Raw genomic sequence first — 22,328 nt, forward strand, 5'->3', positions numbered from 1 at the left:
TATGCCATAGTGCCGCGGGTGATTTCCTTGATCGGAACAGGCATTTTATGATGAGACTTTTTGCGGTTCTTGCTCTGGCCTTCGTCGGCCTGATGCCGGTCGCAGCCGAGGCGCGAGTCATCACCGATGCGGCCGGACGCACGGTGTCTGTGCCTGATAAGATCAACCGCATTGTGGTGGCCGGGCCGCCAGCCGCCGTCCTGGTCTATGTGCTGGCGCCGGATAAGCTGGTGGGCTGGGTGCATGCGCCCGATGATGCCGCCAAGGCCTACTTGATGCCATCGGTGCGGTCGCTGCCGACAGTTGGCCGTTTGACCGGCAAGGATGGCGCGATCAGTTCGCAGGCGGTCACCGACACCAAGCCTGATATCATCCTCGATGCCGGTATGGTCGATCCCACCTACAAGGCGCTGGCCGACCAGGTGCAGTCCGACACGCATATTCCCTATGTCCTTATCGACGGCAGCTTCGCCCGCACCGCCGATACGCTGCGCGATGTCGGCGCCCTGATCGGCGTCGAGGACCGCGCCAACAAGCTGGCCGATTATGCCGATACGGCGATCAAGGACCTGAACGAAAAGCTCGCGACATTGCCGAACGACCCGCGCCCGCGCGTCTATTATGGCCGTGGCGCCGATGGTTTGGAAACCGGGCTCTCCGGCTCGATCAATCTCGAAATCCTCGATGCCGTCGGCACGATGAATGTCGCTGCCGCTGCCGGCAAGGGTGGCTTGACCAAGGTGACGCCGCCGCAGGTCGCCGGATGGAATCCGGATATCATCATCGCCGAGAACCCTGACTTTGCAGCCTCGGTGAAAAGCGATCCGCAATGGGCCGGCATCAAGGCCGTCAAGGACGGCAAGATCTTCGTGCCACCGTCCCTGCCTTTCGGCTGGTTCGATTCCCCGCCTGGCGTCAACAGGCTGCTCGGCGTGCGCTGGATGGAGAAGCTCATTTATCCGAAGCTCTTCCGCAGCGATTTTTCCGACGATGTGAAGCAATTCTACAAGCTGTTTTATCAGGTCGATCTGACTGACGATCAGCTGGCGGCGTTGCTGAAGGGCATGAAATAACCGCTCTGGTAAGGAAGGCATTCATGGTCCGGGAAAACGAAATTCGCGAAAACGAAGTGGCCGTCGAGCCGCCGGTAGCCTTGGATGCGGGGCTCATCTTCATAGGCCGCATTTCCACGCCCTGGACATCGCGCATGGAAACGCCGCGCCAGGGCCGGCATGATGGCCCGATCTGCCGGATCGAAATCTTCGAGCCCTGGGTGGCGGCGCTGCAGGGCGTGGAAGCCTTCGAGCGCCTGGAAGTTCTCTATTGGCTGGATCGTTCGCGCAGGGATCTCGTGCTGCAGAGCCCGGCCAACAGCGGCAAGGTACACGGCACCTTTTCGCTACGCTCGCCGGTGCGGCCCAATCCCATCGGCACCTCTATCGTCAAATTGGAAGCCGTCGAGGGGGCCGTATTGCTGGTGCGCGGCCTCGATTGCCTTGACGGCACGCCCTTGCTCGATCTGAAGCCGGATCGCACGCAGTTCAAACCGATCGCGCCGCCGCAGCCCGGAGACTTCCAGACCGGCGACGGCGAGACGGCGCATTACTGCCAGAAGCGGGATGTTTAGAGCGCTTCGTGAAACCGCTCCAAGCTATTGCCATCAGTCCACTATTGAAATCCTATTCGCCTCGCGGATAGCGCTGATTTTCCTCCAGCACGTTGAGGTCCATATGGTTGCGCATGTAGCGCTCGGATGCCTTTTGCAGCGGCTGATAATCCCAGGGGTAATAGGCGCCGTTGCGAAGGGCCGTATAGACCACCCATCGCCGTGCTTGGCTCTCGCGCACGGCAGCGTCAAAGCTTGAAAGATCCCAGCGCGCCATGGCCTGCGCCGCCAGTCTCTCCAGCGTTTCCGTATAGGCCGGGTTGCCTGCCAGATTGGTTAGCTCTTTCGGATCCTCCCTGAGATCGAAGAGCATCGGCGGGTCCTTTTCGCAAAGGGTCAGCTTATAATTGCCGTCGCGTAAGCCTACGAGCGGCGCTTCCGAGCCTTCTGCGGCATATTCCATCGGCACGGGGCTGCGGCTTCCGGTTCCACGAGCCAGCGGCGTCAGGTCCTCGCCATCCGTCCAGCGGCGCAGCGATGCGATGTCGATCCCGGCAAGGGCTGCCAGCGTCGGAGTAACGTCCAGCGTCGAGACTGGCTGGTCGATCCGCTTCGGCTGCCAGTCGGGAGCTGCGATCATCAGCGGCACGCGGGCCGAACCTTCGAAGAAGTTCATCTTGAACCAGAGGCCACGCTCGCCGAGCATGTCGCCATGATCCGAGACGAAGAGGATGATCGTGTTGTCGGCCATACGGCCGCGCTCGAGCGTCTCTAATATCTCGCCGATCTTCTCGTCGACATAGGAGATATTGGCGAAATAGCCGCGGCGTGCCCGGCGGATCTGGTCCGGCGTGATGTCGAAGGCGGTGTGGTCGCACGCCTTCATCAGCCGCTGCGAATGCGGGTCCTGCTGTTCGAAGGGGATTTCGCCGACTTCCGGGTCGAGCGCCGGGCAATTCTCATAGAGGTCCCAGAAGCGGCGCCGTGCGACATAGGGGTCGTGCGGATGGGTGAAGCTGACGGTCAGGCACCAGGGCCGCTCGTCATGCCCTCGCGAGAGATCGTAGAGTTTGCGGGTCGCGTGATAAGCGACCTCGTCGTCATATTCCATCTGGTTGGTGATCTCGGCAGTGCCCGCGCCGGTGACCGAACCGAGATTGTGATACCACCAGTCGATGCGCTCGCCCGGCTTCGTATAATCAGGCGTCCAGCCGAAATCGGCAGGGTAGATGTCTGTGGTCAGCCGTTCCTCGAAGCCGTGCATCTGGTCAGGGCCAACGAAATGCATCTTGCCCGACAGCGCTGTCTGATAGCCGGCGGCGCGCAGATGGTGGGCGAAAGTCGGGATATCTGAGCAGAATTCGGCGGCATTGTCATAGACGCGCGTGCGGCTCGGCAGTTGTCCGGACATGAAGGAGGCGCGGGCCGGTGCGCAGAGCGGGCTTGCCGTATAGCTGTTGGCAAAGCGCACGGAGCGCTTCGCCAGAGCCTTCAGGACCGGTGCGTGCAGGAATTCGGCCGGGCCGTCGGGGAAGAGCGTCCCGTTGAACTGATCGACCATGAGGATGAGGATATTCGGGCGGGACATTCGCGTGTTTTCCTTGGAGATCAGAGGCCGGCTGCGAGCCAACGCATTGCGGAAGTGCATATGACGATAGCTCACTGTTTGTTATTCGATTATTTTATTGAACATCACTAGAGTTCCCGCTGTGAAGCAGACATTTTTCGATGGATGCCAAAAGGAAATTTTATGGTTGAACGTCTCGTCGATCTCGGTTGGCTGCGGATATTCCTGGAAGTGGGCCGCTCCGGCAGCCTCTCCGCTGCCGCTGCAGCGCTTGGCCTGACGCAACCAGCCGTCAGCTATCAGATCCGCCGCATCGAAGAGCAGATGGGCGTGTCCCTGTTTCACCGCCAGCATCGCGGTGTCGTACTCTCGCCCGAGGGGCAGCGCCTCTTCGAAATCGTCGAAAAGGCGGTTGCCGGCGTCGATAATCTGGTGCGCAGCTTCCGCGTCGAGGCGGAGCGCCCGTCCGTTCGTTTGCGCACCGACTATGCCTTTTCCGCTCTCTGGCTCATTCCCCGCATGCACGCGTTCCGGCTCCTCTATCCGGAAGTCGATATCCAGATCGTCGCCACGCAGCGGCTGGATCGCGGCGCGCCGGAAAGCGGCGATATCGCCGTCTTCTTCGGAACACGCAACGAGTTCGGTTCGGGCGCAACGCTACTTCTGCCGGAGAAGGTCGTGCCGATCTGTACCAGAGGTTTTGCAGAGCGGCACGGTCCATTCACCGATCCCTCGCAGCTTGCCGGCACCACGCTTGTTCATCTCGATTCAGAAATGCCGTCGCCGTGGTTCGACTGGCAGAGCTATCTTGCCGCCTTCGGCATTGCCCGTGATGCCTATGCTGGCCGCGGCGACCTGCGCTTCAATACCTATTCGCTCGTCGTGCAGGCGGCCCTCAGCGAGCAGGGCGTTGCCATCGGCTGGATGGGCCTTGTCGATTCCCTGCTCACAGCGCGGACGCTGGTGACGGTGGGTCCCATGCTGCAGGCGCCGGAGCGCGGCTATTGGCTGTTGCCGCCGGCCGTCGCGAATCCAGAGGCGGAGCGGTTGGCGCAGTGGCTGCTCACCGCCGCCGCCGCCGGATGATCATCATGCTCTATTCCGCCGTAAGATCGGCAAGAAACGTCTCGCACCAACGCGACACGTCATTTTCCAGCAGATAGTCCATCATGCCGCGCCAACGCTCCTGCCGCTCCTGCAGCGGCATGTTGATGGCGCGCGCCAGCGCATTGGCGGTGCCGTCGACATCATAGGGATTGACCAGCAGAGCGCCCTTCAGCTTGCGCGCCGCGCCGGCAAAGCGCGATAGCACCAGCACGCCGGGATTGTCCGGGTCCTGCGCCGCGACATATTCCTTGGCGACCAGGTTCATGCCGTCGCGCAAGGGAGTTACCAGCCCGACCTTCGCAATCCGGTAAAGGCCTGCCAGGATCGGGCGGCTGATCGAGCGATTGATATAGCGGATCGGCACCCAGTCGACCGTGCCGATCGCGCCATTGACCCGGCCCGCCTGTTCGGCAACCGCGTTCTGCATCGCCTCATATTCGGGGACTTCCGAGCGAGATTTCGGCGTGATCTGCAGATAGGTGATGCTGCGCTGGTGGGCGGGGTTGTTGGTGATGAAACGTTCGAAGGCATCGATGCGCTGCGTGATGCCCTTGGAGTAATCGAGCCGGTCGACGCCGAGAATGAGGTCGCGGCCTTCGATGCTTTGGCGCACTTTCTGCACCATGCTGTGCGACGCTGCTTTGCGGGCGAATTCGGCAAAGCCCGCCGTCTCGATGCCGATCGAATAGGCGCCACCGCGAAAATCATGGCCGTGAGCGCTGAAATGGCCCGGACTTTTCTCGATGCCCATCCCCTCGCGCTTCAGGCAGCCTGCAAAGTTCTCAAGATCATGGTCCGTCTGAAAACCGAGCAGGTCGTAGGAGGAAAGGCCCCGCATGATCTCCTCGTGCACCGGCATGGCGAGCACGACATCGGCCGGTGGCCAGGGAATATGCAGGAAGAAGCCGATGCGGTTCTTCAGGCCCATCTGCCGCAGCTCCGCTGCAAGCGGGATGAGATGATAGTCATGCACCCAGATGATATCGTCGGGTTCGATCAGAGGTGCGAGCCGGTGGGCAAAGAAGCGGTTGACGCGGAAATACCCCGTCATTTCCTTGCGGGCATATTCGGCGAGATCAAGCCGGTAATGACAGATCGGCCATAGCACGCGGTTGGCAAAGCCCTGATAATATTCCTCTACATCGGTCTGGGTCAGATCGGTAAGCGCATAGGTGATGTTGCCGTCCTGCGTCATCCGCAGCGGCTCAGGCTCCGCGTCGCCGCTCGATTTGCCGGACCAGCCCATCCAGATGCCGCCGCGCTCGGCGAGCGCCGCCTGCAGAGCCACCGCAAGGCCACCTGCCGCAGCGGCGCCTTTATGGTCGGGTACGGAAACACGATTAGAAACAATGATGAGTCGACTCACGAATTCTTCCTTTCGAGAAGTCTGGGAGACATCGCCATGATCGAAAATTACTTGACGAGCGTTCCCAGCACGTCCCTTAAACGCGCAGGTGAGCCAATGGATGCACGTGCCAGTGTTTTTCCGTTCGCGTCGCCGATGCGCACGGATTGGCCGCCGAGACGATTGGCGGCGGCAAACATCGTCTCGTCGGTCACATCGTCGCCGATCGCGACCGGACGGCGTCCTTCGAAGGGCGCTTCTGACAGAAACGCCTCGACGGCATGTCCCTTGCTGGCGTGGGCAGGGCAGATTTCTAGGACCATTTTGCCACGTTGAAGGTTCCAGTCGGGACCCGCTTCCTCCAGATGGCGCTGCATGGCTTCGCCGATCTCGGACTCATATGCAGGTGCATGGCGGAAGTGGACCGCAACCGCCGCCCCTTTGTCCTCGACGATGGCGCCCGGCCAGGCTTGGGCCTCGTAGGCAATGGTTTGCTTCATCGCCTGAAAGGCGGGCGGGATATGCGCACGGCGCAGCCGTCCGGCCGCATCACGCCGTTCTGCGCCATGGAGGCCTGCAACGGGAAAGCGGAAGGGCGCAAAAAGGGGATCGACGAATTCGATGGCGCGGCCGGTGACCAAGGCCAGTGCGCCGCCGAGCTGGCGGGAGAGCGCATGCAGCGTGCCGGGCAGATAGTTGGGCACGACAATCGCTTCCGGCCTTTCGGCGAGATCGAGCAGGGTTCCGTCGATATCGAGGAACAAGGCCCAGTCCTGCGGATACAATGAGAGTGCGGTAAGGGCCGGCTCGTTCAGCGGCCTCGGCTTGGCTTCACCCTGTTCGGGCTGTTCCTGAGAAGACATGCTGGGTTAGCTAAGGCGCTCTTCCCGTTTGGCAAGGAAAAAAACGAACGGCTGAAAATCAAAAGGGGTCGCCTTAGGCGACCCCCCATGAGCTTTGGCCCGTAACTGGCCTGAAGCGGCGAACGCTTCGGGAAGGTGTTGGTCAGAGCGAGGGCTGCCTCGCAACGTTCACAACCATTTCCATGCCGTATACAAAGACCGAAATCTCACTAGACATTGGATCACCTTCCTTTCGTTACGTTTCAGACAAGCTTAACGTAGCTCAAATTTGACTTGATGCAAGAGGCACAGTCTTGGGGAGCTTCACACTTATTGTCGCTGTGAAATGTGTTGCCCGCCGCATCTCGAGCAAGAGTCCTGCCGTAGCGGCCTTCACGACGAAAATGTTGCGATGCGAAACGTGAACGGACGAAGCGTCAAATATCTGTCATCTTGCGCCGCACTGCATGGAAAATTAAGACTTTATTACCCATTCCGCATAAACAATCGTCCAAGATTTGCCATTCTCCCGCGGGACAGGAAGACAGCAGGAATCGGAGTGAGAGACGCATGTGTCGCTGGGCAGCCTATCGTGGAGACCCCCTCTATCTGGAGGAGCTGGTGTCTTCGCCCGCCCACTCCCTGATCGAACAATCCCATTGCGCCACGCGCGCCAAGACGGCGACCAATGGTGACGGTTTCGGCATCGCCTGGTATGGCGACCGGCCGGAACCGGGCCGTTACCGCGATATCCTGCCGGCCTGGTCCGATTGCAATCTGAAGAGCCTGGCGCGGCAGATCCGCTCGCCGCTCTTCCTCGCCCATGTCCGTGCGGCCACCGGCGGCGGCACGCGCCGCGACAATTGCCATCCTTTCGTTTTCGAAAACTGGTCGTTCCAGCACAATGGCCAGATTTCCAATTTCGACCGCCTGCGCCGGCCGATGGAAGCCATGCTCGATGACAAGCTCTTCCATGCCCGCAGCGGCACGACCGATTCCGAGCTTCTGTTTCTGCTGGCGATGCAGTTTGGCCTGGCGACGAATCCGATCACAGCGATCGCTCAGACCATCGGCTTTGTCGAAGGGCTCTCGCTGCATTTGACCGGTTCGGTGCTGGTGCGCTTCACCGCGGCCTTCTCCGACGGCAAGTCGCTCTACGCCATCCGCTATGCCACCGACCGCAAGGCGCCGACACTCTATGCCTCGCCCGTCGGCTTGGGGTATTGCCTCGTTTCCGAGCCGTTGAATGACGACGTTGATGCCTGGCGTGAGATTCCAGACGGCAGCGCCGTCATGATCGACGATACCGGTGTCCATGTCACGCCTTTCCAGCCGGAAGAGCGTGCCGCCGGAGAGATCAGGGCGCCGGCTGCTATCTCTGCTTGAACTGTTCCGATATCAGCGCTGCCAGTCGCACCGCCACTTCATCCTTGTCGAGATCGGGCCACTGTTCAACCCCGGTGTGGCTGATGATCTTCACCCTGTTTCTTGTGCCGCCCATGATGCCGGTTGCGGGTGAGACGTCGTTGGCGACGATGAAGTCGGCGCCCTTGCGCTCCAGCTTCGCGCGGGCATTGCTCTCGACATCCTGTGTTTCGGCGGCAAAGCCGATGACCAGTTTCGGCCGCTGCGTGTGATGGCCGACCGTTTTCAGAATGTCGGGGTTTTCCGTGAGCGCCAAAGTCGGGATCGATTCGCCCGGATGCTTCTTGATCTTCTGGTCCGATGCGGAGGCGACGCGCCAGTCGGCCACAGCGGCCACCATCACCGCGATATCGGCCGGAAGGGCCGCCAAAACGGCATCGCGCATCTCATCAGCTCGCTCGACATGGATGACGGTAAGACCGACCGGATCGGGTATGGTGACAGGGCCCGAAACGAGGGTAACATCGGCGCCAAGGGCGGCAAGCGCTGCCGCAATCGCATGGCCCTGCCGTCCAGACGAACGGTTGGCGATATAGCGCACGGGGTCGATCGGCTCATGCGTCGGCCCGGAGGTGACGACCGCCTTCTTGCCGGCAAGCGGCTTTGCACCGTCGTCCAGCCGTCTCTCCGCCGCCCCGACGATATCAAGCGGTTCGGCCATCCGGCCGGCGCCGGCCTCGCCGCTCTCGGCCATTTCACCGGTCATCGGCCCGACAAAGGTAATACCGTCCCTGCGTAGCGTCTCGACATTGCGCTTCGTCGCCGGATGCGCCCACATCTTCGGGTTCATCGCGGGGGCTGCGAGCACGGGCCGGTCGGTGGCGAGCAATATTGTCGAGGCGAGATCATCGGCCAGCCCATTTGCCATCTTGGCGAGCAGATCGGCAGTCGCCGGCGCGATCAGCACGAGATCACAGTCGCGCGCCAGCCTGATATGGCCGACATCCTGCTCATCCTCTCGTGAAAACAGATCGGTAAAGACATGGTCGGCGGCCAGCGCGCCGACGGCAAGCGGCGTGATGAACTCCTGCGCACCCGCTGTCATGACGGGCCGCACACTCGCGCCGCGTTCACGCAGCCGGCGGATGAGATCGAGGCTCTTGTAGGCCGCGATGCCGCCGGAGATGATGAGGAGGATGCGCTTTCCTGCGAGAACCATGCCTGAACCCGTCGCCTGTTCTTTTGCTGATAAGCCTAAGCCTTTGGTGTGTCATAGGCAATCGCGGCATTCTCTCATTACGGTTGTGAGCCGTCCTTTCCCGCTATTCCGGCAGACAATCACATCGCCCTCACGCCCTTGTCATTTGCGCGGACCCTTGGCCTCGACAAAGGTGAACACGTTAACGAGCAAAGGAGCAACGTCTTGAAACTGATGAAAGTCGCTGTCATCGCCCTGCCGGTCCTGGCCGCTGCCATGCCGGCCTTTGCCGAGCGTGCCTATTCGCCGCAAGAGCAGAAGAACAAGGAGATCGTTCTGGATTTCTACCAGAAGGCGCTGAACGACAAGGATTTCGACGCGGCTTCAAAGTATCTCGGCAAGTACATCCAGCATAATCCTCTTGCCGCCGATGGCCCCGAAGGCCTGCGCGGCTTTCTGGATTATCTGAAGAAGAACTATCCGCAGTCGAAGAGCGAGATCAAGCGCGTGATGGTCGATGGCGATTATGTGATCCTGCGCGTCCATGCCATTCGCCAGCCGGGCGATCGTGGCAGCGCCATCGTCGATATCTTCCGCGTCGAAGACAGCAAGATCCAGGAACATTGGGATTCGGTGCAGCCGATCCCCGAGAAATCCATGAACAATAATACGATGTTCTGAACGGAAAAGCCGTAAGGGGAATAGAGTCGGCGGCTCATTCAAAGCATTCGAGCGACATGATCCCGCAACCGTTGCCTATGTTACGGGATCATGTCCGCGTTTCGAAGCTGCCGGCGCGATTGCGTCGGCCAAATATTCGATCAGGTACGCGTGATCGACAGGCCGCCATCGACGAGCGAAGCCGTGCCGCTGACGAAGCTCGCATCATCGGAGGCAAGATAAAGGACCGAGCGAGCGATCTCTTCCGGGCCGGCAACGCGCTTCAGCGCATGCAGATTGGTTATGAACGCCTGCTTTTCAGCCGTATCGTTCATGTCTCGATACATATCGGTATCGACGGCACCCGGCAGTATGGCATTGACGCGCACATTCTGCGGGCCAAATTCGGCGGCCAGCGTCTGCGTCAGGCCGATCAGGCCGGACTTGCTGGCGGCATAGGCGGCAACGCCAGGGAAGCTGACGGTATGGCCGACGAACGTCGAGGTGAAGATCACAGAACCGCCGCCATGCCTGATCATTTCGCCAATCTGGTGCTTGGCGGCGAGGAAAGATGCGGTGAGGTTGATCGCCAGCGCTTCGGAAAAACCTGCCTCCGAAATCTCGGTGCTGGGACCGGCCTCGCCGAGCGTGCCGGCGTTGTTGAAAGCAATATCGAGCTTGCCGTAGCGCTCGACAGCAAGGGCGACCAGCGCCTTGTGGTAGTCTTCCGAGCGTACGTCACCAGCCAAGACGGCTGCTTCTCCGCCGGCGGCCTTGATCTCGGCGGCGAGGCTTTCCAGCTCTGCCGCGCGGCGAGCGCCGACAATAACCTTGGCGCCTTCGGCGGCGAAGAGTTTTGCCGTAGTGCGGCCAATGCCGGAGCTGGCGCCGGTGACGATTGCAACTTTTCCATTCAAGCGGTTCATTGTTCCATCTCCTGTGTGAGGACGTGTCTTTCGGTTTGTCCGATACGTGGAAGATGGCCTTTTCCGATCGTTCGGATTAGTCTTCAAAAAGAGGAATTCGAATTCGGAGTTTCCGAACGATGTTGAAGATCGACGGGATCGTGACGTTCGTGACTGTAGCCGAGGCGGGCTCGATCAGCGAGGCGGCGCGACGGCTGCGTCTGTCGAAATCCGTCGTCAGCGAGCGCCTGTCGGAAATGGAAAAGGCGTTGGGGGCGACCTTGCTTCACCGCACGACCCGCAAGCTGACCCTGACCGAGGATGGCACTGCCTTTCTGCAGCGCGCGACCCGCATCGCACAGGAGGTTCGCGAGGCGGCGGCCGATCTTGCCGAGCGGCGCGGCATGCTGATGGGACCGCTGCGCATTGCAGCACCCGTCACCTTTGGCCGCCTGCATCTGGGGCCGGCTCTCTATCCGTTTCTCGCCGCGCATCCGGAGATCGAGTTGACGCTCGATCTCGACGATCGCCGCGTAGATGCCGCCTCGGACGGTTACGACGCGATCATTCGCCACGGCCTGATTGCCGACTCGCGCCTCGTCGCATGGAAGCTTGCCCGCAGCCGCCGCCTTCTCGTTGCGTCACCGGATTATCTCAGCCGCAACGGCAAACCCGCTTCGCTCTCCGATCTCGAGGGTCATCGCGGTATTTTTTACACCAATCGCGGTGTCGCCGACTGGCGCTTCGAGGGGCCAGAGGGCGCTGTCGTCATCCGTGCCAAGCTGGCGCTGGGCGTGAACAATGGCGATGTCCTCCACGATGCCGCGATTGCCGGGCTTGGTATTGCCTTGCTGCCCGCCTTCATCGCCGGGCCTTCAGCGAGGGAGGGGAGGCTCGTAGAGATCGATGTCGGCTACCGGCCGGAGCCGGAGTTCATTTTTATGGCCCATCCCGAAGGTCGCAATCCCTCGGCCAAGCTTCGGGCAATGGCCGATCATTTGAAGAAGGCTTTTGGCGATCCGCCCTATTGGGAGCGGAGCACGTAACTAACCAATCAGACTCATGAGGTTGGCGATGACGGGCGATCGCTGCGCCTTGAGGCTGGCAAGGCCGAGCCGCGCTACGACCGGCGGCCCATCGATTTGCCGATAGGCGACGCCGTCGAGCTTGATTTGCGCGATCGAAGCCGGAACGATGGAAACGCCTAAGTTTGCGGCGACGAGATTGACGACGGATGGGATCTGCGGCGCTTCCTGTGTCACCACGAGATCGAAGCCCGCCTCGCGGCAGGCGGCGACGATATCGTCATAGAGGCTCAGCCCCACCATGCGCGGGAAGAGGATGAAGGGTTCGCCCGCGAGCGCCGCAACCGGCACGCGTTCCTTACTTGCCAGCGGATGATGGGCCGGCAGTGCGATCAGCATCGGCTCATCGGCAAAGCGCTTCAGCCGCACGTCGCGCGGATCTTCCAGGCCCGGGCGAATGAAGGCAGCGTCGATCTCGCCGCGCATGAGCCGCTCCATCAGCGCATTGGTGTTCATCTCGGTCAGCGATATCAGCACTTCCGGCCAGTGCCGCCGAAACTCGCGAATGGTTGATGTGACGATGGTGTTGAAGGCGGAAGAGGCGGTGAAGCCGAGCGACAGGCGGCCGATCTCGCCGCGATTGGCGCGCTGGGCGGCGAGCTTTGCCTTTTCCGCCGCATCGACCGCCATTTTCGCTTCCGCGAGAAATGCCTCGCCGGCCACCGTCAGTTCCGCACCATGCGGCACGCGGTGGAACAGCTGCGCACCCACTTCGTTTTCCAGGTCCCGGATCTGCTGGCTGAGCGGCGGCTGGCCGATACCGAGTTTGGCTGCCGCACGGGTGAAGTTTCCCGCTTCGGCCAGCGCCAGAAAATAGCGAATATGACGCAGCTCCATCGCTATCTCCAAAAGCTATCAAGATCGCCTGTTCCATATATTGGACTAATGGAGCTGATCTGGCTAGATTTCAGGGCAAGAAAGGTTGGGTGCCCCCATGTTTCGCGCCGCTAGACAGCAGGCAATCACTGCTTCCGAAGTTCCGTCCAGTCCCGAATTGACACTCGTCAGGAGCGAGCCGCCGGCGAAGCCTCGCCAATTCCTGACGCGCGGCACGCCTGCCTTCCGCCGCGCCACCATTGGGCTGTTTCTCTCGGGCTTTGCCACCTTCTCGCTGCTTTATTGCGTGCAGCCGCTGATGCCGATCTTTTCCGAGGATTTCGGTGTCACGCCCGCTGCAAGCTCGCTGTCGCTATCGCTTTCGACCGGCTTCCTGGCCTTCGCGATCTTCGGTGCCGCCGCCGTTTCCGAAAGCCTCGGCCGCCGCAGCCTGATGTTCATCTCGCTGCTTGGCGCGGCCATCTGTACGCTCGTCTGCTCGGTATCGCCGAGCTGGCATATGCTGCTTGCCGTTCGCGCGCTCGAAGGCTTTCTGCTGGGCGGCGTGCCGGCCGTCGCCATGACCTATCTGGCCGAGGAGATCGAACCGCGCGGCCTCGGCGGTGCCATGGGCCTCTATATCGCCGGCAACGCCTTCGGCGGCATGGCCGGGCGCGTGGTGACCGGCACGATCGCCGAATATCTGAGCTGGCGGCCGGCTTTGGCAACGGTTGGCATTCTCGGCCTGATCGCCGCCATCGGCTTCCTCTATCTGCTGCCGCCGTCGCGCAATTTTACGCCGCGAAAGGGCTTCGATGCCAGCTTCCATGTGAAGGCCTGGAGCGGTCATTTTGGCAATGCGGCGCTGCCGCTGCTCTTTGCCATTGGCTTTCTCGTCATGGGCTCCTTCGTAACGGTCTATAACTATGCCGGCTTCCGTCTCGTCGCCGATCCCTATGATCTCAACCAGACCGAGCTTGGATTGATCTTCACCGCCTATCTCTTCGGCATCGTCGCCTCGTGGGCTGCAGGCCTCCTCGGCGATCGCATCGGCCATTTCATCGTGCTGCCGATTGGTGTGCTGATCGCAGCAGTCGGTGCGGCGGTGACGCTTTCAAGCTCCTTGCCGCTGATCATTCTCGGCATCGTGCTGGTGACGATTGGCTTCTTCATGGCCCATTCCGTCGCCAGTGCGCTGGTGGGACGGCTGGCCGATGGCTTCAAGGGGCACGCCTCCTCGCTCTACCTGCTCGCCTATTATCTCGGCTCCAGCATTGCCGGCTCGGTCGGCGGCTATTTCTGGCTTGCCGATGGCTGGAATGCCGTGGTTGCCTTCATCCTGGTCATGCTGGCACTCTGTCTCGCCAGCGCTCTTGCCGTTGCCAGGCTGGCGCGTCGCTGAGCCCAGGAGGCCACCATGATCCGTATCGACCATCTCGATCACCTGGTGCTCACGGTTGCGAGCATCGAGGAGAGTTGCGATTTCTATACCCGTGTCCTCGGTATGGGTGTCGAAACTTTCGGGGAGGGCCGCAAGGCTCTGACCTTCGGCAATCAGAAGATCAACCTGCATCGCGCCGGACATGAGTTTGAGCCCAAGGCTGACCGCCCGACACCGGGTTCGGCCGATCTCTGCTTCATCAGCACCACGCCGCTCGATGACATCGTTGCTCACCTGAAGGCCGAGGGTGTTGCGATCACGGAAGGTCCCGTTCCCCGAACCGGTGCGACCGGTCCCATTCTCTCGGTCTATTTTCGTGATCCGGACCGGAATCTGATCGAAGTTTCCAACATCGTTTCCTGAGATCGCACGCTGCAGGTGCTTCTTGACATCACTCGCTTGCGGCCTATATTAAATCTATAAGTTAATTAACTGATAGGTTTAGAAAGTCGCATGGATGCGTTGAGCATGACCCTCTCGGCCCTGGCAGATCCGACCCGCCGGGCGATCCTGGCACGGTTGGCGAGTGGCGAGGCGTCCGTTTCCGAACTGGCCGAACCTTTCGATATGTCGCTGGTCGCAGTCTCCAAGCATCTGAAGGTGCTGGAAAAAGCCGGCCTGATCTCGAAGGGGAGGGAGGCGCAATGGCGGCCTTGCCGGCTGGAGCCGAAGCCGCTTCGGCAAGTGGATGACTGGCTGGAGAATTACCGTCAGTTCTGGAACGACAATCTCGATCGCCTGGAGGACTACGCGGCACTATTGCAAAAGGGAGGAAAGAATGACCCCAGCAACTGAGGGCGGCAGCGTGCGGCCGCGGCGCGAGATCGTGCTGACCCGCGAGATTGCCGCGCCGCGTGCCCTGCTGTTTCGCCTCTGGACGGAACCGCAACATCTGATGCGCTGGTGGGGACCGCAAAACATGACGGCGCCGTCCGTCTCCATCGATCTCAAGGAAGGCGGCGCTTGGCGGCACTGCATTCTTACGCCGGAAGGCAAGGAATATTGGAGCCATGGCCGCTATCTGGAGATCGTCCCGCCCGAGCGTCTCGTCTTTACTTTCGCCTGGGAAAACCAGGAGGGTAGGCCCGAACATCCGATGCAGGTGACCGTGGAGTTTCATGAGCTTGGCGAGAAGACGCGCCTCGTCTTCCGCAAGGTCGAGCTGCCCGACGATACCGAGCTTAGATTGCAGACCGGCGGATGGGAGCAAGCCCTCGATAAATACGTCGCTTACGCAGAAGCCACCTCAAGGGAAGGATGAGAGTGATGAAGAAGACCTATCATGGAAGCTGCCATTGCGGCGCTGTGAGCTACGAAGCCGATCTCGATCTGCAGGGCGGCACCTTCAAATGCAATTGCTCGATCTGCAAGAAGAAGCGCAATTGGCTGGCTGTCGCCACACCAGCCGATTTTCGCCTGACCTCAGGCGAAGACAACATTGGCGAATATCAGTTCGGCCCGCGGACGCTACATCACCTCTTCTGTAAGACATGCGGCATCAGCTCCTTCAACTGGGGTGAAAATCCAGCCCTCGGCGGCAAGTTCTATGCGATCAGCATTAGCTGCCTGGATGATGCCACCGATAAAGAGCTCGCCTCGCTTCCTGTCGGCTATTTCGATGGCCGCGCCGACCGCTTCGATCGGTCGCCAGAAGAAACACGTTATCTCTAGCGCGAGGGCTTAGCCTCTGGTGGCCAGCCAGATCACGTGACGCGCGCCTGTCTTGCCGTTGGCGCGTGTGTTGACCACTTCGGCGGTAAAGCCGCTGCCGCGCAGCCGCCTCGTAAAGCGCTCGTCAGGTCCCGACGACCAGACCGCGAGTACGCCGCCGGGCCGCAGCGCATCGCGCGCTGCCTTCAGGCCATGATAGTCATAAAGACCATCATTGGCTTCGGACGTGATGCCATCCGGGCCGTTGTCGACATCGAGCAGGATAGCATCGTATGTTGCCTTGCTTGCGCGGATGAGCGGACGCACGTCGCCCTCATGAATGGCAACACGCGGGTCGTCGAGGCAGCCGTCGAAGACTGTTGCCATCGGCCCGCGCGCCCATGAAACGACTGCCGGAACAAGCTCGGCAACCGTGACCTTCGCATCCGCACCGAGTTCACCGAGCGCCGCGCGCAAGGTAAACCCCATGCCGAGGCCGCCGATCAGTATGTGTGGTGCCTTCCGGCCTCTGATCTTCTCGCAGGAAAGCGTGGCAAGCGCGCGCTCGGAGCCGCTCAAACGGCTGTTCATCAGCTCGTTGGTGCCGAGCATGATGGAAAATTCCTGGCCGCGCTGCTTCAGTCGCAGCTCGCCGCCGCCGGGGATTTTCGCAGTGTCGAGCAAGGTCCAGGGGATCACGGGCAATTCTCAATTCTTCTGAAGTTGCCGGGGACCATAGTCTCTCAATCTCGCCAAGAACAGACGCGCTTATCCCAAACGGATATAGGGCACATCCTTTTTCGCAACTTCGTCCAGCGCTTCCTCATAGCCCGCATCCGCATAGCGCATGACGCCAAGCGCTGTATCGTTGGTCAGAGCATGGTCGAGCCGCTCGTCGGCGGCATCCGTGCCGTCGGCAACCACGGTGACGCCGCAGCTGGTCATATAGCCGGCATAGCCGCCGCCGCCGGAATGGACGACGACGAGATCGGCCATGGACGAGCAGAGCATCATGGCGTCGATCAGCGGCCAGTCGGCGATGGCGTCGGAGCCGTCCTTCATGCCTTCGGTCATGATGTTCGGATGCGCCATGGCGCCGGCATCGAGATGGTCGCGCGAGAAAGCGATCGGCCCCTTCAGCTCGCCGCTTGCAACGAGCTCGTTGACGCGGCGGGCCAGCGCCGTGCGCTCGCCATGGCCGAGCCACGCGATGCGGGCCGGCAGACCTTCGAAGGGCACATGCTGGCGGGCAAGCTTGATCCAGTTGGTGATGATCTTGTTGTCCGGGAACATTTCGAGCAGCAGATCGTCGATGCGGGCAATATCGCTTTCCTCGCCGGAAAGCGCCATCCAGCGGAACGGGCCGATAGCGCGGCAGAAGAGCGGCCTGAGATAAGCTTCGGTGAAGATCGGGATATCGAAGGCGTTCGCAACGCCACCTTCCTTCGCCTGGGTGCGGATCAGGTTGCCGTTGTCGAAGACTTCGGAGCCCTTTTTCTGGAAGTCCAGCATTGCCTTCACATGCTCGACGATCGAGGCGCGGCTTGCTGCCATCAGCTGCCCTTGACCATCATCGCGCAAGTCCCGAACTTGCTGCAGGTTCATGCCCTTCGGTACATAGCCGTAGACGAGATCGTGGGCTGAGGTCTGATCGGTGACGATATCGGGCACGATGCCGCGCCGTGCGATCTCGGGATAGATCTCGGCCGCATTGCCGACCAGCCCAACGGAAAGCGCCCGCTTCTCCTTGACCGCCGCATCGATCATCGCCAGCGCGGAATCGAGATCCGGGGCGATTTCCTGCAGATAGCCGATGTCCTGGCGCTTCCTGGCGCGCTCGGCATCGATATCGACGCAGAGGATGGCAGCGCCCGCCATGCGGCCGGCAAGCGGCTGTGCGCCGCCCATGCCACCGAGACCGGCCGTCAGCACGAAGCGGCCGAAGAGGTCGCCGCCGAAGCGACGCTCGGCGATGCGCATGAAGATTTCGTAGGTGCCCTGGATCACGCCCTGGCTGCCGATATATTGCCAGGCGCCGGCCGTCAGACCACCCCAGCAGATCAGGCCCTTACGCTGCAGTTCGTAGAAGACTTCCGCCTTCGCCCATTGCCCGACGATGTTGCAGTTCGCCATGATGACCAGCGGTGCCTTGTCGTGCGTGCGGATGAGGCCGATCGGTTTGCCGGATTGGATGAGCAGCGTCTGGTTCTCATCCATTTCGGTGAGCGCCTTCACGATGCCCTTGTGCGCTGCCCAATTGCGGGCAGCCTTGCCGAGGGCGGCGTAGACGACGAGATTGTCCGGATCTTCGCCGACCGAGAGCACGTTTTCGAGCAGGCGCAGCAGGGCCTCCTGCCGCCAGCCTTTGGCACGCAGCTCCGGCCCGCCCGGGATTGGGAATTTCGGGTGACGTGGATTGGCTTTCGGCATGGATTTCCCTCTTGTTTGATGCCTCCCCTTCTCCCCCTCGGGGAGAAGGTGGCCCGAAGGGTCGGATGAGGGGGCGGCTCGGCAGATACCGTCTTTGCTTACCGCTCAGACGTTCGCTCCTTCGTCGCTCACCCCCTCATCTGTCCTGCGGACATCTTCTCCCCGCTGGGGAGAAGAGGAGTGCTCTTCAATACTCATTCATTTCGGCGGCAAGCCCTCGACAAAATTCAGCGCGGCCAGGAGCAGCCGCTTGCGCAGCATGTCGTTGCCATAGGCCTCCGGCCCGGCGCGCACCCATCCCTGCATTTCCCGACCGCGCGACAGCATGGGTTTGACATCAGGCTGCTCGAGTGCCCAGGCATCGTTGCCTTTGCCAAGGCGGATCAGCATCCCGTCTTCGCGCGCGCCGCACAGCAGATGGCCATTGAGCAAAAAGGCCCAGCCGCCGAACATTGCCTTCTCGCTGAGCCCGGGGCGTTGCCCGAGCTCCTCTCTCAGCAATTCCTCGAGACCGGCATCACGGGCCATTCAAGCCTCCTGTGCTTTTCAGCCTTTCTTGCCGGCCAGGGCGTATTTGGCGATCTCGATGCCCATGGCCTTCTCGACGGAGGGATAGACCGTGGGGTCGAGCACACTGGCAGAGAGCGGAATGATATCCATCGGCACATGCAGGATGAAGACGTTCATGCCCTCGTGCAGCTGGCCGACGCTCAAGGGCTCGCCTTCCGGCGACAGCGTGGTGATGACGGAAGGGAAGGTCGCGCGCCGTTTGCCGCCGGCATCTTCGACCGCCATGTATTCGTTCATCACATGCATGATGACAGCCTTCTCGCCGGAGCCGACCGTGATGGTGCCGATATCGAAGGCTTCCTTCGTGTAGACGACGTCTTTCTTGGTGATCGTACCTTCCGCCAGGATATGGCCGCCGGTCGTCTTGCAGATGGCGTCTATGACGGCGCTGCCGCCCTTCTTTTCCGCCTCGATGATCGCTTCGCCGAGCGAAAGCGCCATGGAGATGCCGCCGAGCGCCGCATGCGTGCGGACGTAAGAGGCGCGCAAGGGGTTGCGGCAGGACGCGATGAAGCCGCCGGACTGGTCGGATGCGGCGCGCAGGATCGGCGAAATCTTCGCCGTCGCACCCTTCACGACGAGCTCGATATAGCGGTTCTCGGCGCGGTTGCCGCCGACGGCGGTCTGGATCATCTGCTCGGGCGAACCCGCCATGCCGATCGAGCCCATGTCGCCCGTCGGATGGGCGCGGATGTCGCCCACCGCGTCTACCACCTTCGTTCCGAGGATCGCCGACGGCAGCCAGCCGTTCAGCGTCGAGGACCGCCCGTTCTGGCCGATGATCAGGCCGGAAAGCTTCTCTCCAAGCTCGTCCTGCAGGAGCTGCACGGCTTTCACGTAGTCGATGCCCTGCATTTCCCAGGGGGTCGTGGAGGCCGGTGCGCCGATGGCCGCCGCCGTGGCGATCCAGTCATTGTCGTTCAATTCCTCGATCGACACCAACTCCGGCTTGCCGACATTGACGGCCGCATAGCCGAGCATGCGGCCGTGATCTGCCCAACCGCCACCGCCTGCGGCATAAACGGAGCCACCCTTAACGGCCGCTTCCACATCCTTGGCAACGAGTACGCGTCCCATCGGCTACTCCCGGTTCTGTTTGAGGTTCTTGTCCATGTCGCGCACCGCTTCGAAGAGCACGGCAGCACCCATGGCGATGTCGTCATTCTCGGCCCATTCCTCGGCGCAATGGCTGCGGCCTTCCTTGCAGGGCACGAAGATCATCGCAGCAGGCGCAACCTTGGCGATCCAGGCCGTGTCGTGGCCGGCGCCTGAGGCCATGCGGCGATGCTTGGCGCCGACAGTCTCGCAGGCGCGCTCCAGCGTTTCGAGCAGTACGGGAGCGCCCGGCGTCGGCATGTTGTCGGAGACGCGCACCGGCGGGTTGATCGTCACGCCATAATCGGCAGCGATGGTCTTCACCTCACCGTCGATCCAGGCCAGGAAATCCTCCATGTCGCTGCGGATTTCGGCGCGGCCATCGATCAGCAGCACGACCTTCGAGGGCACGACATTGGCGGCATTCGGCTCGATGCGGAATTCGCCCACGGTCGCGGCGAAATGGCCCGGCGTCTTTGCCTGTTCAGCCGCGCGGCTCCTGATGTCGAGTACGAGCTGCGAAGCGGCCACCAGCGCGTCGGCGCGACGGTCCATCGGCGTCGTGCCGGCGTGATCAGCGCGGCCTTCCACGGTGATTTCGATACGGGTAATGCCGGCGATCGCGGTGACGATGCCGATATCCTTGTTCTCGGCTTCCAGCACAGGGCCCTGCTCAATATGCAGCTCCAGGAAGCCGGCTAGATCCGGCCGCTTCTGGGAGAGCAACATGGAGGGATCGCCGCCAACCTCGGCAATGCCCTGCGAAAGCGTGCGGTCGCCGCTCGTGCGGGAGAGCCATGCCTCTGGAATCTGCCCTGTCATGCCGCGGCTGCCGATGCAGGAGACGCCGAAGATGCTGACTTCCTCTGCGAGGAAATCGACGATCTCCAGATCATGGTCCAGTTCGATGCCGCGATCCTTCAGGGAGCGCGCGACTTCCAGCGCGGCAATGGTACCGGCTATGCCGTCGAAGCGGCCGCCATCGGGAACGGTGTCGGAATGTGAGCCGACAAGGATTATGCCGAGGCCGGGTTTGGCACCGGCGCGCCGGCCGATCAGGTTGCCGGCGGCGTCGATGCGGGTCTCAAGTCCTGCCGCTTTCATCCGCGCCTCGATATAGGCACGCCCTTCCAGGAAGAGCGGGGAGAAGGCGCGGCGCGTCCAAGGATGGCCCGGATCGGTGATCCTTGCCAGAGCATCGATATCCTCGGCGATACGATCAGCGTTTACGGGCAGGTTGTGGCGCTTGGTTTCGGTCATCAGGCTGCATCTCCGGCGAGAATTTGGCGAGGCAAGGGACGGACGAAGTTGCCGGAGCCGGGTTCGGCCAGCACCTTCTGCCCCTCGGTGATCTGCTTGCCTCTAAGGTAGGCGGCGGACACAGTCCAGGGCAGGCGAATGCCATTATAGGGGCTCCAGCCGACGACATTGTTGCCGCTTGCCGCCGCGTCGTAAACCATTTCGCGCGGTTCCAGTACGACGATATCCGCGTCCTTGCCCAGCGTCAGTGCGCCCTTGGTGTGGTCGAGACGGAAATGCTTAGCCGGGTTCTCCGCCATCAGTTTCGCAGCCCAGGTGAGCGGCACGCCGCGTTCCAGAGCACCCTTGACGAAGAGCGGCACCATGACTTCCAGTCCCGGCACGCCGGACGCATTCGCCAGCATGTCCGGATCGGTCTTGCGGTTTTCCGACCAGCTGACATGGTCGGTCGAGACGAGCCAGACATTGCCTTCCGCCAACTTGCGCCACAAGGTTTCCACTTCGGCACGCGGGCGGATCGGCGGATTAATTTTCGCCTTGCCGCCGAGGCGCCGCACATCGTTTTCCTCGTCGAGCGTCAGGTAATGGATGCAGCACTCGACCGTCGCTTCAAAGCCGTCGCGGCGATAGGCGCGGGCGATGTCATAGCCGCGGCCGAGCGAGCAATGCACGACATGCGCCGGGCAACCGGTATCCGCGCCGGTCTCGAAGATCGTGTGCATGGCAAGCAGCTCGGTGATCGGCGGGCGCGACAGGCCGTGGGCGCGATAGTCGGTGACGCCGCTTGCCTTGACCTGCTCCATGTAGGTGCGCACCGCTTCGTCATCTTCGTTGTGGACGCCGGCGGTCAGGCCCGTTGGGGCGATCGCGGCAAAGCAGGCATCGAGCAGGGCAGGCGGAATGCGCGGAAAACGCTTCGGATCGGTCCCGAAGGTGGAGAATTTGAAGGCGGCAACGCCAGCCTCAACCATTTCAGCGATGCGCGCGGGGCCTTCTTCCGGATCGACCGTGCCGTAAAGGGCGAAATCGACGCGCGATTGCGGCGCGGCGTGGTCGATCTTCTTCTTCACCGCTGCTGCCGAGCAGACGAGATTGCCTTCGTCGTAGGGCATGTCGACGATCGTGGTCACGCCGCCAGCGGCTGCCGAGCGCGTCGACCAGATGAAATCCTCCTGGTCCTTCTGGGAAAGGGAATGGACCTGCGCGTCGATTGCGCCAGGCAGAATCAGCGCCTTGCCGAGCAAGTGCCGCTCACGCGCTGGCGGCGGCACGCCAATGCCGACCTCGGCGATTTTGCCGTCGCGCACGGCGACATAGCCGGCTTCCACGATACGCTCGGGCAGAACTACGGTGCCCTGCAGAATAAGATCGAAATCGGCCATGTGC

General features: G+C 61.7%; 23 protein-coding genes. 11 read left to right on the top strand and 12 right to left on the bottom strand.

Annotated elements, in window-relative coordinates:
* Positions 1-47: 47 nt before the first annotated feature.
* Together ACK83U_RS18710 and tsaA are read left to right on the top strand one after the other, a co-directional pair.
* Complete coding sequence (locus ACK83U_RS18710) at positions 48-1,073, top strand: iron ABC transporter substrate-binding protein (RefSeq protein ID WP_112609313.1); 1,026 nt, start codon at positions 48-50, stop codon at positions 1,071-1,073.
* A gap of 23 nt (positions 1,074-1,096) precedes the next feature.
* Complete coding sequence (tsaA, locus tag ACK83U_RS18715) at positions 1,097-1,627, top strand: tRNA (N6-threonylcarbamoyladenosine(37)-N6)-methyltransferase TrmO (protein ID WP_112609315.1); 531 nt, start codon at positions 1,097-1,099, stop codon at positions 1,625-1,627.
* A 52-nt stretch (positions 1,628-1,679) separates the two neighbouring features.
* On the opposite strand, the gene betC is transcribed toward tsaA, so the two are convergent.
* Positions 1,680-3,194 carry a choline-sulfatase gene (gene betC / locus ACK83U_RS18720; protein WP_112609317.1) on the bottom strand — a complete coding sequence of 505 codons (1,515 nt, stop codon included), beginning with the start codon at positions 3,192-3,194 and terminating at the stop codon, positions 1,680-1,682.
* A gap of 162 nt (positions 3,195-3,356) precedes the next feature.
* Between betC and ACK83U_RS18725 the strand changes: the two genes are divergently transcribed.
* On the top strand, positions 3,357-4,259 hold the full coding sequence (locus ACK83U_RS18725; RefSeq protein WP_112609319.1) for a choline sulfate utilization transcriptional regulator: 903 nt from the start codon (positions 3,357-3,359) through the stop codon (positions 4,257-4,259).
* Positions 4,260-4,269: 10 nt separating this feature from the next.
* Here ACK83U_RS18725 and otsA read toward each other — a convergent pair whose 3' ends face one another.
* Positions 4,270-5,646: an alpha,alpha-trehalose-phosphate synthase (UDP-forming) gene (otsA, locus tag ACK83U_RS18730; RefSeq protein WP_112609321.1), complete on the bottom strand. Its 1,377-nt coding sequence runs from the start codon at positions 5,644-5,646 to the stop codon at positions 4,270-4,272.
* 47 nt (positions 5,647-5,693) lie between these two features.
* Entirely contained in the window at positions 5,694-6,488 is a 795-nt protein-coding gene (gene otsB, locus ACK83U_RS18735; protein ID WP_112609323.1) for a trehalose-phosphatase, read from the bottom strand.
* Between the two features lie 549 nt (positions 6,489-7,037).
* Between otsB and ACK83U_RS18740 the strand changes: the two genes are divergently transcribed.
* The gene (locus ACK83U_RS18740; protein WP_112609325.1) at positions 7,038-7,853 is read left to right on the top strand and encodes a class II glutamine amidotransferase; all 816 of its coding nucleotides are present in this window, start codon (positions 7,038-7,040) and stop codon (positions 7,851-7,853) included.
* Here the strand turns inward: ACK83U_RS18740 and coaBC are convergent.
* Positions 7,840-9,051 carry a bifunctional phosphopantothenoylcysteine decarboxylase/phosphopantothenate--cysteine ligase CoaBC gene (gene coaBC, locus ACK83U_RS18745; RefSeq protein ID WP_112609327.1) on the bottom strand — a complete coding sequence of 404 codons (1,212 nt, stop codon included), beginning with the start codon at positions 9,049-9,051 and terminating at the stop codon, positions 7,840-7,842. The genes ACK83U_RS18740 and coaBC overlap by 14 nt on opposite strands.
* A gap of 213 nt (positions 9,052-9,264) precedes the next feature.
* Here coaBC and ACK83U_RS18750 point away from each other — a divergent pair, with 213 nt between their 5' ends.
* Positions 9,265-9,711 (top strand): ester cyclase, encoded by a 447-nt coding sequence (locus tag ACK83U_RS18750; RefSeq protein ID WP_412474872.1) that lies wholly within the window; start codon positions 9,265-9,267, stop codon positions 9,709-9,711.
* A gap of 140 nt (positions 9,712-9,851) precedes the next feature.
* Here ACK83U_RS18750 and ACK83U_RS18755 read toward each other — a convergent pair whose 3' ends face one another.
* Positions 9,852-10,616 (bottom strand): SDR family oxidoreductase, encoded by a 765-nt coding sequence (locus ACK83U_RS18755; protein ID WP_112609331.1) that lies wholly within the window; start codon positions 10,614-10,616, stop codon positions 9,852-9,854.
* 119 nt (positions 10,617-10,735) lie between these two features.
* Here ACK83U_RS18755 and ACK83U_RS18760 point away from each other — a divergent pair, with 119 nt between their 5' ends.
* Positions 10,736-11,641 carry a LysR family transcriptional regulator gene (locus ACK83U_RS18760; protein ID WP_112609333.1) on the top strand — a complete coding sequence of 302 codons (906 nt, stop codon included), beginning with the start codon at positions 10,736-10,738 and terminating at the stop codon, positions 11,639-11,641.
* Here the strand turns inward: ACK83U_RS18760 and ACK83U_RS18765 are convergent, their stop codons facing one another.
* Positions 11,642-12,517, bottom strand: a complete 876-nt coding sequence (locus ACK83U_RS18765) for a LysR family transcriptional regulator (protein ID WP_112609335.1) — start codon at positions 12,515-12,517, stop codon at positions 11,642-11,644.
* A gap of 97 nt (positions 12,518-12,614) precedes the next feature.
* On the opposite strand from ACK83U_RS18765, the gene ACK83U_RS18770 reads away from it, so the two are divergent.
* The 5 genes from ACK83U_RS18770 to ACK83U_RS18790 all read left to right on the top strand — a co-directional run bounded on the left by ACK83U_RS18770 (position 12,615) and on the right by ACK83U_RS18790 (position 15,608).
* The gene (locus ACK83U_RS18770) at positions 12,615-13,898 is read left to right on the top strand and encodes an MFS transporter (RefSeq protein ID WP_112609337.1); all 1,284 of its coding nucleotides are present in this window, start codon (positions 12,615-12,617) and stop codon (positions 13,896-13,898) included.
* A gap of 15 nt (positions 13,899-13,913) precedes the next feature.
* Positions 13,914-14,300, top strand: a complete 387-nt coding sequence (locus tag ACK83U_RS18775) for a VOC family protein (RefSeq protein ID WP_112609339.1) — start codon at positions 13,914-13,916, stop codon at positions 14,298-14,300.
* 90 nt (positions 14,301-14,390) lie between these two features.
* The gene (locus tag ACK83U_RS18780) at positions 14,391-14,732 is read left to right on the top strand and encodes a metalloregulator ArsR/SmtB family transcription factor (RefSeq protein WP_112609341.1); all 342 of its coding nucleotides are present in this window, start codon (positions 14,391-14,393) and stop codon (positions 14,730-14,732) included.
* Positions 14,716-15,198: an SRPBCC family protein gene (locus ACK83U_RS18785; protein ID WP_112609343.1), complete on the top strand. Its 483-nt coding sequence runs from the start codon at positions 14,716-14,718 to the stop codon at positions 15,196-15,198. Before ACK83U_RS18780 ends, ACK83U_RS18785 begins: the two co-directional genes overlap by 17 nt.
* A 5-nt stretch (positions 15,199-15,203) precedes the next feature.
* Positions 15,204-15,608 carry a GFA family protein gene (locus tag ACK83U_RS18790; RefSeq protein ID WP_112609345.1) on the top strand — a complete coding sequence of 135 codons (405 nt, stop codon included), beginning with the start codon at positions 15,204-15,206 and terminating at the stop codon, positions 15,606-15,608.
* 9 nt (positions 15,609-15,617) lie between these two features.
* Here the strand turns inward: ACK83U_RS18790 and ACK83U_RS18795 are convergent, their stop codons facing one another.
* From ACK83U_RS18795 to ACK83U_RS18820, 6 genes are all read right to left on the bottom strand, one after another.
* On the bottom strand, positions 15,618-16,286 hold the full coding sequence (locus tag ACK83U_RS18795) for a hypothetical protein (protein ID WP_112609347.1): 669 nt from the start codon (positions 16,284-16,286) through the stop codon (positions 15,618-15,620).
* Positions 16,287-16,355: 69 nt separating this feature from the next.
* Positions 16,356-18,017, bottom strand: a complete 1,662-nt coding sequence (locus ACK83U_RS18800) for a urocanate hydratase (RefSeq protein ID WP_112609468.1) — start codon at positions 18,015-18,017, stop codon at positions 16,356-16,358.
* Between the two features lie 198 nt (positions 18,018-18,215).
* Positions 18,216-18,545, bottom strand: a complete 330-nt coding sequence (locus ACK83U_RS18805; protein ID WP_112336711.1) for a TfoX/Sxy family protein — start codon at positions 18,543-18,545, stop codon at positions 18,216-18,218.
* Positions 18,546-18,563: 18 nt separating this feature from the next.
* Positions 18,564-19,664, bottom strand: a complete 1,101-nt coding sequence (locus tag ACK83U_RS18810; RefSeq protein WP_112609349.1) for a DUF917 family protein — start codon at positions 19,662-19,664, stop codon at positions 18,564-18,566.
* A 3-nt stretch (positions 19,665-19,667) separates the two neighbouring features.
* Positions 19,668-20,942 carry a Zn-dependent hydrolase gene (locus tag ACK83U_RS18815; RefSeq protein ID WP_112609351.1) on the bottom strand — a complete coding sequence of 425 codons (1,275 nt, stop codon included), beginning with the start codon at positions 20,940-20,942 and terminating at the stop codon, positions 19,668-19,670.
* On the bottom strand, positions 20,942-22,324 hold the full coding sequence (locus tag ACK83U_RS18820) for an amidohydrolase family protein (protein WP_112609353.1): 1,383 nt from the start codon (positions 22,322-22,324) through the stop codon (positions 20,942-20,944). The genes ACK83U_RS18815 and ACK83U_RS18820 overlap by 1 nt, the downstream gene beginning before the upstream one ends.
* Between the last annotated feature and the right edge of the window lie 4 nt (positions 22,325-22,328).

Source organism: Rhizobium sp. WW22, assembly GCF_047041135.1.
Taxonomy (GTDB): Bacteria; Pseudomonadota; Alphaproteobacteria; order Rhizobiales; family Rhizobiaceae; genus Rhizobium.